A 12,326-nucleotide genomic window follows, 5' to 3' on the forward strand; every position below is an offset into this window, starting at 1 on the left:
GTATTACAGGTACATACAAGTACCCATTTAGATCTTTTTAATAGAAGTATTCAACGACTCCTATCCCCCTACCCACACTCAAGAATTATGCATTAAAAAAAAAAAGAGTATTACCCCCTTAAAAGTTCTTTTTAAATACAATAATAATATAGCTTTGCTGCACTTTGAACTAAAAAGATAGGTATGGAGAAAAAAACAGGTTTGTACGCAAATGTCCAGAAACAATTTAACCGTGCAGCGGATGTAATGGGGCTTAACGAAGGTATTAGAACTATTCTTGCTAAATGCAGTAACGAAATCGTAGTAAACTTTCCGGTGAAAATGGATAGTGGGAAAATTGAACTTTTTACTGGATATAGAGTTCAGCATAACAATGCTCTTGGACCTTACAAAGGTGGTTTAAGATTTCACCCTAAATTAGATATTGATTCCGCGAGAGCTTTGGCTACATGGATGACTTGGAAATCGGCATTAGCTGGCTTACCATATGGTGGCGGAAAAGGTGGTATTCAAATAGACCCTAAGAAATATTCTCAAGGAGAATTAGAAAGAATTACAAGGCGTTTTACTTACGCTCTAGGTGATAATATCGGACCAGATTTAGATATCCCTGCTCCAGATGTAAACACAAATTCGCAAATTATGGCATGGATTGCAGACACCTATGTTTGTACAAAATCGCCAGCAAATAGACACAACAACTTACACGTTGTAACTGGTAAACCTGTTGGATCAGGTGGCTTGGAAGGTAGAGATAGAGCAACCGGATTCGGTGTTGTATCTACAATCAAGTCTTGGTCTGCTTATAAAGAAAAAGACTTAAAAGGACTTAAGTACATCGTTCAAGGTTTTGGAAATGTTGGTTCATGGGCTTCACACTTCTTAAATAAAGAGGGATGTGTTTTAACTGCTGTTCAAGATGCAAGCGGAACAATCTTTAATGCAAATGGAATTGATGTAGAAGCTTTAATTGAGTTTTCTGCCGGTAGAAACGGAAATGTATCTGGCTTCCCGGGAGCTGAAGAAATCGAATCGGACACCTTCTTTGGGTTGGATTGTGATATTCTTATTCCAGCTGCATTGGGTAACCAAATTACTGTGGACAATGCGAATGACATTAAAGCTACCCTTATAGCGGAAGCTGCTAATGGCCCAACCGTTGTTGAAGCAGAAGAGATTCTTTTAAAAAGAGGTATCGACATCATTCCTGACATTCTTTGTAACTCTGGTGGTGTTACGGGTAGTTACTACGAATGGCTTCAAAACAAGAGAAGTGAAAACTGGAAAATCGAAGATGTATTATTACTTCTAGAAGATAAGATGGATGTAGCATTTAAGAAAACTGTAGAGATGGCGAATGAATACAATACCGATTGGAGAACAAGCGGATATATTGTAGCTCTTAAGCGATTGGAAAATACTTATATCGAAAGAGGTTTATTTCCTTGATATTAAACCAACTTATTTCAAACCCTCAACTTTTCAAGTTGGGGGTTTCTTATTTTACATATTCAAGTAAAAACTCTTGGTCAACTTAATGTAGTCGGATGTATAATCGTGTCTCGACTTTTCTATAATAAGCTCATTGGCATAAATTGGAAGATCTTCTTCTGATTTTTCAAACTCTATTAAACATCTCTTTAACGGAACTCCTTCCCTACCTCTAACTCTCGTGATTCTATTTACTATTAGGCCATCATTTTTCATCTTTCCAATGATTTCATCTTCACATTCAACTGGTATTATCAACGCTAGCCTACCCTCTTTTACCAGTAATTTACCCGCTCCATTTGCTAAAACATTAAAAGAGAGAGAATTTGATATCCGAGCTAAATTTCTTTTCTCATCCAAACTTTCGACACCTCCAGTAAAGAATGGAGGGTTAGATATTATTAAATCGTATTGAGACTGGGAAGCTTTATAGAACTCTTGAAATGGAGCATGAAAGACTTGCAGTCTTCCCTTCCATTTTGACCGATCAAAATTCTCCTTACACTGATTAAAGGCATCCTCATCAATTTCAACAGCATCAATAACCACTTTAGGATGTCGCTGTGCCATCATTAAAGAAACAAGACCTGTTCCGGCACCAATGTCCAACACACGTAACGGATTGTCTAATTTGGCCCATGCACCAATTAGTACTCCATCGGTACCAACCTTCATGGCGCATCTATCATGATGCACTGTAAACTCTTTGAAAGCAAATGGTTTCACGCTATATCTACTAACTAGAAATAATATTATTCTTCACACAATTATTTCTTACCAACAATTATTGTCGATAATCCAACTTGATTAAAAATAACCTTGTCAATGATTTTAAAAATAGGAACCAACGCATTATACAGTTTCATTTGTCCGACTGGAATAACCTTCTTTCTCAAAACTGAGCCTGAAACAAACCACCCAGCGATTCCTATAAAATTGAAGTACTGCTTATGAATCATTTGAAATTGATTCGATTTAAAAACTTTTGATAACGAGCTTTTAGTATACCTACGATAATGCCCTAATCCATGATCAAAATCGTTAAATAACCATTGGTAAGATGGCACCAAAATTATCAGCTTCCCACCATTTCTTAATAATAGGCGACAATTCTCAAGAGCTAACGTATGATCCTTAATATGCTCCACCACATTCAACGCAAATACAGTATCGTATTGTCCAATTTCATCGTGAAATTTAGATTCGAATTCAGGATCGGTTAAATCCATTTTTTTCGATCCCAGAAAATACTCGTTTTTTTCAAATTTATTCTCCAACGTAGAACAATAAGTATCTCGGATATCCGTGAGCATTAATGGAAATTTATCTTTAATGAAAAACTCAGAAATATTACCAATTCCACTACCAATCTCTAGTACTTTCCCTCCACAGTGTGGCTTAATGGTTTCATACATCCATTCATTAAACAGATTGGCATCAGAGATTGCATCCAGAGTTGCACCCCCAATTAAATCATCTTCATTAAATTCAATTTCTTCCATAACCAATGTGAAGTTAAGAAATCAGTCTATATTCTATATATAACATTCTGGATAAACTAAAACAAGAAGAGAGATAAAAACGACAATAAATGCCAGAAAATAATGAAACTCAATAAGATGTAATTCGTATCCCTATATTGCTCGAATATAATAGAAAGAGGTGAATATTAACAAAGAACATATTTATAGGAAAAGAATAGAACACCTATTCTCAACTATTCCTACTTCGCTCATAGCCAACGTTACACTTGCAACTCTTCTATGCTACTCTTTTTACAACAATGCGGATTTCTTGTCGATACTTCCATGGTATATTTCACTTATCGCATTAATGATCCTTAGAAGCATTCTTTTTTTTCACTTCAAAAAAAACAAAAACATAACATCCGAAGGCTTGAAACAATACGAAAAGTATATATTTATTGGCACCTTATTAAATGCTCTATTATGGGGAGGATACTGGTCGTTGATGATGCCAAATAATATTATCGACGCTATATTAGTTTGCTTTCTCGTTGCAGGTTTGTGTATTGGATCTATTGGAACTATGGCTGCCCACTACAAATTATTCCTCTCTTACAACCTGGTATCCTGTCTGCCTGTTTTTTTAAGCCTGCTATTTACAGATTTTGAACTTAGCAATACGATTGCAACAAGCGGAATTATTTTTCTTGCAGCAATAGCAAGCATGGGAAAACAGAATAATGTACTTCTTATTAATGCATTAGAGCTCAAGGAGGATAATATTGAAATGAATCAAAAAGTATCTGACTCCGAAAAACTAGCCTTATTAAAAGATGAGTTTTTAAGTAATATGAGTCACGAAATCAGAACTCCATTGAATGGCATAATTGGAATGCTAAACATACTCCAGAAGAAATTAAAATTGGATAAAAAAGAGCAAGACTATTTCAACATACTATCCTCATCATCAAATCAGCTCTTAGAAATTATTAACGACATTCTTGATTTCTCAAAGCTTTCAAGTAGTAGCCCAGACATAATTAGTTCCAATCTTAATATTAAAAAACTAGTTTCTGATATTGAAGGATTATTCTTTGGTGTAGCCCAAGAGAAGAACATAACAATCACATCCCACTTTAAGAATACCTTCCCCAATTACATTATTTCGGATGAAACACGGCTAAAGCAAGTTTTATCCAATCTAATTATGAATGCTATTAAGTTTTCTTCAGATGGAGAAATAAGAATGGAATTAGAGGTAATTGATATCGATCAAGATGACTTACATATCAAATTCTCTATTATAGATCATGGTATTGGAATTCCAAAATTAGAATTAGAAACGTTATTCGAGAAATTTAAACAAGTAGATGCATCTTCAACAAAAGCGCATAAGGGAACTGGTTTAGGTTTAGCAATATGCCAGCAAATTGCCGAATTACTTAATGGGAAAATAGGAGTTGAAAGTGATGAAGGATACGGAAGCACTTTTTGGTTTACAATAAAATGTAAGATTGGAAGGGCTGAAAAAGAAGTTATGAAGAAGTCTCGCAATGTGGACGTATCTTATCTTAAAGTTCTTATCGTAGACGACATGGAAGTTAACCTCACCGTAGCTGAGCTCATGCTCGAAAATCTAGAATGCAATTGCTCGTCTGCTTCTTCAGGAAAAGAAGCCATTGAATTAGCCTTAAACAACAATTTTGACGTGATTTTAATGGATATACAAATGCCTAACCTAAATGGCATCCAGACCTTAGAAGCCCTTAGAGAAAAAAACATAAAATGTCCTATTATTGCATTAACAGCAAATGCGATGCCTGGTGACAAAGAAGAGTATTTAGAAAAAGGTTTTAATGATTACATACCGAAGCCTGTTAATACCTCTCTATTAGCACGTGTTCTAGCGAAATGGAAGCCTATTTAACATTATTCAATATCTAAGAAATGAATCTTGTTCAACATCAATCCAGAGGCGGAGGCTATATAATCCAACGGTTCATTGTCTGTTGGATTTAGCGTTGATTTCAAATAATCTAAACTAATTTCTTCTTTACCCAATAATATCAGTTGCCCCATCATTAAACGAACTTGGTTTCGCATAAAGCCCTTTGCATGTACATGATAGACAAAACTCTTCTCTGGAAAAAAATTAGCAGTTAGTATTGTATTTTCCTCAATTCTGCTCTCTAATACTTCTCTTTCGAACAACTTTCCTTCTTTGGCCTTTGTACAATACTTTCTAAAATTATGCTGACCTCTGAAAATCGCAGCCCCTTCTCTCATTAGATCTATATTCAAATCAAAAGGAAGCAACGTAACCAAAGAAGCGGCTAATGGATTAAATTTTTCTCCTTGAGCAAAGAAATAAGTATACTCCTTTACACGTGCCGAATTAATAATATTAAAATCACCCTCAATTTTCTGAATCTTTGTAGCCTTTATATCCGCAGGCAAATACTTATTTAACTCAATAACGAAGCCATATTCGTCTATATCCTCTTTTAAAAACAATTGAAACGCTGAGTTATTTGCAGATACCATGGCATCCGTTCGACTAGATCCCATAGTCTTAAACTCATGATGACCAAAAACAAAACTGATGGTTCTATCGATCATATGATGAACAGTTTTCAGATCGGGTTGCTTTGCCCAACCGTGAAACCGAAATCCTAGATATTGAATATGAATAAGATATTTGAATTCCATAGCATATAAAAATACTACAACTCACATCCCTATGAAGGTAAAATTGAACTAAAATGCTAATGCTTATAGACAAGCCTGCTAATAATTTATAAATTAGATACTATATGCAAAAGCAAAGTAAATATGACATTGTAATTATAGGTTCAAGTCCTTTAATGTTAATTGAATCGTTGTATCAAGCTAAGCTGGGGAAATCTGTTCTTGTAATTGAAAAACAAGAAAGAATTGGTGGAGCTTGGCAAAGTTTTGAAAAAATAAATTTTTCCAATCATATTGAAATAGGTAGTCACATTTGGCAAAAAGATAAATCTGTTAATGAATTTCTCATTAACTCTTTAGGAATAAACGTTGTTGAAATGTCCCCTCAACCAGTAACTATTGGTTTTGGCTTTACATTCCCATATTATGCTATTAGTATATTCTATAGTCTGCGCCACCTTAGATTCAACTCATTATTCGATTTTGAAAATGTCAAGCTTCATAGAAGTCTATGGTTCGATTTCTTCAAACAGTTTCTAAACCCTTCAAAATATTATTACCATGAAGGTGGTTCCGGAGAACTCATTCAAAAACTAGCAGAAAAGGCAACTAACTGTAACGTACGATTTGAACTAAACACAAGTGTCGATCAAATCGATTTATCGTCAAATACCTTGCTTACTTTGTATGGAAGTGAAATAAAATTTGAAACATTAATTGGAACCAACAAATTGGATATTAACAATGTTACCTTAAGCAACGGGCTAAAAACTCCAATTTCGTTGAAACCGAGAACCAGTTATTCTCTTTATCTAGTTGTAAAATGCGAACATCCTTCATTACTCAGTTATGCTGAAACTTATAAAGACAAAGTAATATACCGAGTGTCTGATATTACCTATACTGACTCTAGATTAAGAGCTGAAAAAAAGCGTCTTTACTGTATTGACCTCACCTACGACGGATTTAACAAACATCAAGAACCTGAATTAGTTGATATCGCTTTACGAACATTAATTCAATGGGAAGTTCTACCCAAAGGAACTTTGGCTAAGAATCACTTCATTAGGACATATAACTATAATGGTCAATCAAATGAAGTAGTGAACGACCTAAGCATTAAAACCAATCCTAATCTAGTTTTTCTGGAAAGCAATAATTTAATTCCAAGTTTAGCGAAGCAAATTGACAGATGGAAAACTCAATTATAAATACAATTGAACATATTATCTCCTTCTATTCCAAGAAGAATTTAGTTTCCTAAGGGCTGATAATAAGTAGCCCAACATCTTTTTTGGCTTAAATATTAACACCTTGGGATAATTTAGTTTCTCACCATTAAAGCCATCTTTAAATCGATTGATTCCTTTGAGTTGATCATCGTCAGCCGCCCTATTGCTGTATCCTCCTAAGTCTAGAAAATCCATTCCATCCTTTTTTGCCAAGCCAATTACTTCATGAAATGCGAGATGTAAAATAGGAAGCTTCCTATATTCTGGTAAAGATGCCCCATAAGAATAGAATGCCGTATTTCCTTGATAAACAATACATACTCCTCCAATCAGCAATTCGTTCTCATTCAACACACCAAGAATAAACCCTCTATTTTCATTCTTCAAAAGCTGGTACAATTCGTGAAATTGAGCGGTTGAATCTGCCAAGGGTGAGATTAATTTCCGATGCGCATATAGACTTTCATAAAGCTCAGAAAACTGGACCACATCCTCCATTTCCATCAACTTTCTCGTAGTCAACCCATTACCGATAGCTTTCTTTATTGATCTCTTATGGTTCGTAGAAAACGATTTAACGATATCTTCTTGGTTACTTAAAATATTAATTCGTACAGAACTCCAATTAAGTATACCGTTTGATGTCGAATAATTAATTTTTTTTCGAACACTATCTGTATAAGCTTTAACCTCCTCAGTGTCTAACATACCTAATTGAATGTTAAGCAGCCCAAAGTTCAACTTTCTATAATGCTTGTAAATTATTTCTATTAATTCTACGAGCAATTCATTTTTTGAAACAATTGGCCCCATGTGTATGTTTGCGAAACGTAACTTCTCTGTACATATACAATACCCTACAAGTTTTCTATTTATATAAAATAGAAAATAACCAAGTTCTTTATTACGCTCTATGCACTTTGCCCAAAGTGGATGCTGACTTATTGATATATGATTAACCGTGTTGAAAAAAGTAATAACATCACTTTCTTCTTCTTTTGAAAGGGAATTAGCGTACTTATAGGATATCATACCGCTATTTTTTCACTGAGCATAAAAAATGAATCCAAGGATCATTTCCCTGTTGCCAATCTCCTATCACATCTACTTTATCTCCTTTTAAATTAAAAGCTTCAATGTTACTAAATCCTGCTTCTATCAAATTCTCTATTTGGAATTCAGGCTTAATGTAAACATATTCAAAATCGAAATTATTATTATCTCCATCGATTACAGACACATAGCCAATTGAATTAATTAATTTTTGATAATCATTATGCTTGTGCACTCCCCTATATCTAATATATTCCCTTCTCCATTTCAGCGGATTCTTTGGTATTTGATAACTAAATAATTTGGGCAAGTTGTAAAAATTATGACTAGAAAAGGCAAAATATGACCCAGGCTTTGCGATTCGAATAATCTCCTTAAATACCTCTGCCCTATCCTCATATCTCACACAATCTATTCCATTGAAACTAAAGAAACTAAAATCAATTGAATCAGATTCAATAAATTTCATATCTCTTGCATCACCATCTTGAAACATGCAATTCTCCAAATCAACGAACTTCTTTTTACAGAAATTAATCATTTCTTCTGCATAATCGACACCAATATATTTACTGAAATATTTGGCTATATAAGGAACTGTTCGTCCTGTACCGATTCCTATATCAACCATCTTCTCACTTAAACCCGATTCTGTTACTTTTGAAAAAATAACTTTTTCTGGTTCAAGAATATAACTCTGCTTACCATACTCCTCAATCACTTTCAATTGATTGTATTGGCCTTCGTTTTTTTTCACGTCAAGTTTTTTACGAATCTATGTAAATTATAAAGTTTAAAAATACTTTCATATTTACTATTATGATAAATAGAGATTCGTGGTAACACTTCTTTCTCGAATTTTAGATTACAATATCTTTCTTCTGTCGAAAAAACAAAATCATATCCAGCCTCTATGGCCATTTTGTCGATTGCACTGCTATGTTTACCGTTGGGGAAAGCAAAGCAGTTAACCGTATATTTTAGGTTGTTTTCAATAGCTTCTTTCGAACTTTTCAATTCGTTCCGTAAAATATTCACATCATCAATAGATGTAAGAATATCATGAGACATCGAATGAGAACCTATCTCAACGTTATTCTCCAAACATGTCCGAAGATCCTCCCAATCCATCATTTCCTCTTTAGCAGATTGATAATCCACCTTTTCCTTCAAAATATTAATAGCATCCATTCTTAAATCCTTCGACTCGTGCATAAGCGTATTATACACTTTCATTCCAGAATCGTATGTGGCATTCCTATTTCCGGAAATATCCAATTGCATTTGGCCAAATGTGTAGATGCCAAATTCTTTCTGAGTAAACAAAGTATTAATAATCGAATTCAGTTCCTCTGTCCAAACTACTGACTCTTTATTGACTGCATCAACAATTACATGATGCACAGCCGGCGCATTGTACTTCTTCAATATTGGCAGAGCATTTTGAATAAAGTCTTTATAACCATCATCGAAGGTTATTAACACCTTAAGCTTACCTGAACTTGAATTTTCAAAGAAATTCTTAGTATCGCAAATCTCAAAATACTTTGAGAGATAACTAATTATACTTTCAAATACTTCCACTTTAAGGGGTGGGGACATTAAGTCTTTATGGTCAGAAATCCGATGAAAACACAGAATCACACCTTCATCTCGGATTGAAATTCGTTGATGCATCCATCTGTGAAACCTTAAAAAGAATAATATTTGAAACAGAATAGCTTTCATACCAAAGCAAACATTGTATTTATATCTGGTTAACTTTTTTTATTACTTCTGCCAATTTTTCGACCTGCGATTCTCGTGTGTATTTTAGCCGTTCCGATTCTATAATAGACATACCAACTGAACTATTTACTAAATATTCATCTACGGTTTTTATAAGTCCTAATTTCACCTCTTCTCTTGTTTTCCAAACATACCCAGCATTTGCGGAAAGAACAATTTCCTCCAATACATCATTATCACCTTCAAACAATACAATTGGTTTTCTGGCACCCAAGTAGTCAAAGATTTTACTCGATGCTACTCCTTTTATTCCTTGATGAGCAATCATTAATAACATGTGAGACTTTTGTTGAATTTGCACCACTTCCTTTTTAGTAATTCTTTCAGAAATTGTAAAATTAGATTCATAGCCTCGAAAAACTGCGCGTACCCGATCTCCATGATTTGGGTTCACATCGAGTCCGGGGAAAAGCAATTTAATTTTTACACGTTCTCCATAATGCTCGATTACTTCTTTAATTGCCTCTAAAAATGGTTCAATCTTTTGGGAGTGATATAGCGTACCATTATAGGTAATTGTAAATTCTTCAAACAATTTAACTTCTTCGTACGGAACAAAGTCCTCCTCCTCAAAACCATTCATAACTGTATAAGAAGGTTTACTCAAAAAACTACTTAAGCGTTTTGCATAGAAGTCGGAAACAGTTGTAATACAAGCAACATTGGATAGCCATTTCTTCTCACTTCTCTTTTCCAACTTCCTTAAAATCATATTGTTCGCATACAAATCCTTCTCATCGGCAAGGTTATACCATTGACTTGTACTCCAATCATCTCTATAATCGGCGATCCACGGTACTCCGGTATTATTATGAAGCATATGTCCAATCTTAAATAACGAGAAAGGTTTAGCCGAAACAACTATTGATTTGATAGATGAGTCTTTTTTTAAAATTTTCAGACTCTCATAATACAGATTTTTATATGGCATTACATCTATAAAAAAATTCTGCAATACCATTTCCAATCCCGTTAAAACTTTTCCAAGAAACCTTATTCGATTTAAACTAGAGTTACTATAAATTCTATCGCGTAAGTTTTCATGATAAGGACAAGCATAGACTTCATAGTTATCGTATTTATTGTGTTCTATAGTCAATGAAGAATTCGTCGCCCATTGCCGCGTTACTACAACTGGGAATATTCCAAAAGTATTAAGATGTTTTGCCCAAGAGTAAACTCGAAACCCTCCTGTGATATCACTCGGTGGAAAAAAATAGCTAACGATAAGCACTTTATGCATAAGACGAAAGGTAACTAAACGATTCAATACAGACAATAAGGCATAATCATATTATATACCACGTAAAACTCATAGCCTATCTAATTCCCTATTAGCATTATTGTTAGCATCAATTAGGGTTTCCTTGCCTTGGCGGGGTATTATATCCGAACAACTGAAAGCAACCTCAATTTATATGGAATTAATAGGTATCCCAATTGTATTTATTCTTATCTGTATTGGCATCGGTCTATATCACAGGATTAAAATGTACGTGATATTAAAATCTAAAGGAGTACGAGTTGAAAATTGGCGTATCGATTGGACTGAGTATAGTAATTTCTGGAAACTAATTTCGATAGAAAATGATGTGAATATCAAGTCCAGATATAAATACATTTTCTGGATTCAAATGTCGATTATCCCCTTCTGCATAACTGGACTAATATTACATCTAATTGCTACACAGTAACTCGAAATAAATTAAACCGAACTGAAAACACGCAATGAAGTATATAAGAGTCTAAGGTCATCAATAATATTACTTTTGCAGATAATCCACTCTCTTAATAGACTTAATAAGAATACAATGAAATATTTAATCCTTACAATATCAATTCTCCTATCGACTCTTTCCGTTATCGGAAATATGGATGGACACAGTCAAAAAGAATTATCAAAAGTTAAAAAGCTTTATGAAAAGGGTGAGTTGTACAAAGCAATTGATAAACTTAGCCCAATAATCAAAACACATCCTAAAGAAAGTGAGTTATGGTCTTTGATGATCACCTACCACATTCAGAGATATAAAGTTTTATTGGATCCTGTATAAGGGCCTGATGCCGAGTTAAGAAATCAATTTAACAAGCAATATAGAAGTGTATACTTCGATGAAGTAGTAAAGCTATTTCAGGAGGCCGATAATAATTGTGATAAAATCTTCAATCTTTGTTTAAACATAGAGAAAGCAATTAAAATGGGCAACGAAAAAAGCATGGCCACTAGAAACGAAAAAACATACTACGAGGCCTATAGAGAAATCTTCGACAGTATAAAAATGCACAAATGCGCTACTGCCGAGTAATTACTAATCCACTACTACCTTCTTTGTTTTAGTATCGTCTGTTGTTTTGATTCGTACGACGAACAAACCATTATCTGTCCCAGACATATCTATATTATTATTTTCTGGCAATCCTTGAAAATAAATTTTCCCATCCGTCGAATAGACTACAATACTTTCCACTTCGAAAGGACTTACCACTTGCAAATTACCTAATGCATCTGCATACACAGACGTTTCAACTATTTCTATTGATTCCGGTTCCGGTTCCGGACAAGGTATTACAACTTCTCGAACAGCAGTACAAAGATCATTATCTGTAA

General features: G+C 34.1%; 13 protein-coding genes. 5 read left to right on the forward strand and 8 right to left on the reverse strand.

Annotation, left to right across the window (positions count from 1 at the left end; all coding sequences use genetic code 11):
* Positions 1–183: 183 nt before the first annotated feature.
* Positions 184–1,449, forward strand: coding sequence for a Glu/Leu/Phe/Val dehydrogenase (locus tag HRT72_13370; GenBank protein ID NQY68698.1), 1,266 nt, complete (start codon positions 184–186; stop codon positions 1,447–1,449).
* Positions 1,450–1,503: 54 nt separating this feature from the next.
* Here the strand turns inward: HRT72_13370 and HRT72_13375 are convergent, their stop codons facing one another.
* Complete coding sequence (locus HRT72_13375; GenBank protein NQY68699.1) at positions 1,504–2,217, reverse strand: methyltransferase; 714 nt, start codon at positions 2,215–2,217, stop codon at positions 1,504–1,506.
* Positions 2,218–2,258: 41 nt separating this feature from the next.
* Positions 2,259–2,993, reverse strand: coding sequence for a methyltransferase (locus HRT72_13380; GenBank protein ID NQY68700.1), 735 nt, complete (start codon positions 2,991–2,993; stop codon positions 2,259–2,261).
* 160 nt (positions 2,994–3,153) lie between these two features.
* On the opposite strand from HRT72_13380, the gene HRT72_13385 reads away from it, so the two are divergent.
* Entirely contained in the window at positions 3,154–4,884 is a 1,731-nt protein-coding gene (locus HRT72_13385; protein NQY68701.1) for a response regulator, read from the forward strand.
* Between the two features lie 2 nt (positions 4,885–4,886).
* Here the strand turns inward: HRT72_13385 and HRT72_13390 are convergent, their stop codons facing one another.
* Positions 4,887–5,666 (reverse strand): tRNA pseudouridine(38-40) synthase TruA, encoded by a 780-nt coding sequence (locus tag HRT72_13390; GenBank protein NQY68702.1) that lies wholly within the window; start codon positions 5,664–5,666, stop codon positions 4,887–4,889.
* A gap of 104 nt (positions 5,667–5,770) precedes the next feature.
* Between HRT72_13390 and HRT72_13395 the strand changes: the two genes are divergently transcribed.
* Complete coding sequence (locus tag HRT72_13395) at positions 5,771–6,856, forward strand: NAD(P)-binding protein (protein NQY68703.1); 1,086 nt, start codon at positions 5,771–5,773, stop codon at positions 6,854–6,856.
* Positions 6,857–6,871: 15 nt separating this feature from the next.
* Here the strand turns inward: HRT72_13395 and HRT72_13400 are convergent, their stop codons facing one another.
* The 4 genes from HRT72_13400 to HRT72_13415 all read right to left on the reverse strand — a co-directional run bounded on the left by HRT72_13400 (position 6,872) and on the right by HRT72_13415 (position 10,961).
* Entirely contained in the window at positions 6,872–7,909 is a 1,038-nt protein-coding gene (locus tag HRT72_13400) for a peptidoglycan bridge formation glycyltransferase FemA/FemB family protein (protein ID NQY68704.1), read from the reverse strand.
* Positions 7,910–7,913: 4 nt separating this feature from the next.
* The gene (locus tag HRT72_13405; protein ID NQY68705.1) at positions 7,914–8,687 is read right to left on the reverse strand and encodes a class I SAM-dependent methyltransferase; all 774 of its coding nucleotides are present in this window, start codon (positions 8,685–8,687) and stop codon (positions 7,914–7,916) included.
* Entirely contained in the window at positions 8,684–9,607 is a 924-nt protein-coding gene (locus tag HRT72_13410; protein NQY68706.1) for a polysaccharide deacetylase family protein, read from the reverse strand. Before HRT72_13410 ends, HRT72_13405 begins: the two co-directional genes overlap by 4 nt.
* A gap of 70 nt (positions 9,608–9,677) precedes the next feature.
* Positions 9,678–10,961 carry a hypothetical protein gene (locus HRT72_13415; protein ID NQY68707.1) on the reverse strand — a complete coding sequence of 428 codons (1,284 nt, stop codon included), beginning with the start codon at positions 10,959–10,961 and terminating at the stop codon, positions 9,678–9,680.
* Between the two features lie 175 nt (positions 10,962–11,136).
* On the opposite strand from HRT72_13415, the gene HRT72_13420 reads away from it, so the two are divergent.
* Together HRT72_13420 and HRT72_13425 are read left to right on the forward strand one after the other, a co-directional pair.
* Entirely contained in the window at positions 11,137–11,412 is a 276-nt protein-coding gene (locus tag HRT72_13420; protein ID NQY68708.1) for a hypothetical protein, read from the forward strand.
* Between the two features lie 117 nt (positions 11,413–11,529).
* Positions 11,530–11,772: a hypothetical protein gene (locus HRT72_13425; GenBank protein NQY68709.1), complete on the forward strand. Its 243-nt coding sequence runs from the start codon at positions 11,530–11,532 to the stop codon at positions 11,770–11,772.
* Between the two features lie 255 nt (positions 11,773–12,027).
* Here the strand turns inward: HRT72_13425 and HRT72_13430 are convergent.
* On the reverse strand, positions 12,028–12,326 hold a 299-nt coding region (locus HRT72_13430; protein NQY68710.1), incomplete at its 5' end, for a T9SS type A sorting domain-containing protein.

The organism is Flavobacteriales bacterium, from assembly GCA_013214975.1.
Lineage (GTDB): Bacteria > Bacteroidota > Bacteroidia > DT-38 > DT-38 > DT-38.

Bases quoted from the DNA above. Each gene is read 5' to 3' on its own strand.
- HRT72_13370 (NQY68698.1), top strand. From the start codon at position 184: ATGGAGAAAAAAACAGGTTTGTACGCAAATGTCCAGAAACAATTTAAC.
- HRT72_13380 (NQY68700.1), bottom strand. From the start codon at position 2,993: ATGGAAGAAATTGAATTTAATGAAGATGATTTAATTGGGGGTGCAACT.
- HRT72_13390 (NQY68702.1), bottom strand. From the start codon at position 5,666: ATGGAATTCAAATATCTTATTCATATTCAATATCTAGGATTTCGGTTT.
- HRT72_13395 (NQY68703.1), top strand. From the start codon at position 5,771: ATGCAAAAGCAAAGTAAATATGACATTGTAATTATAGGTTCAAGTCCT.
- HRT72_13400 (NQY68704.1), bottom strand. From the start codon at position 7,909: ATGATATCCTATAAGTACGCTAATTCCCTTTCAAAAGAAGAAGAAAGT.
- HRT72_13410 (NQY68706.1), bottom strand. From the start codon at position 9,607: ATGCATCAACGAATTTCAATCCGAGATGAAGGTGTGATTCTGTGTTTT.
- HRT72_13415 (NQY68707.1), bottom strand. From the start codon at position 10,961: ATGCATAAAGTGCTTATCGTTAGCTATTTTTTTCCACCGAGTGATATC.
- HRT72_13420 (NQY68708.1), top strand. From the start codon at position 11,137: ATGGAATTAATAGGTATCCCAATTGTATTTATTCTTATCTGTATTGGC.
- HRT72_13425 (NQY68709.1), top strand. From the start codon at position 11,530: ATGAAATATTTAATCCTTACAATATCAATTCTCCTATCGACTCTTTCC.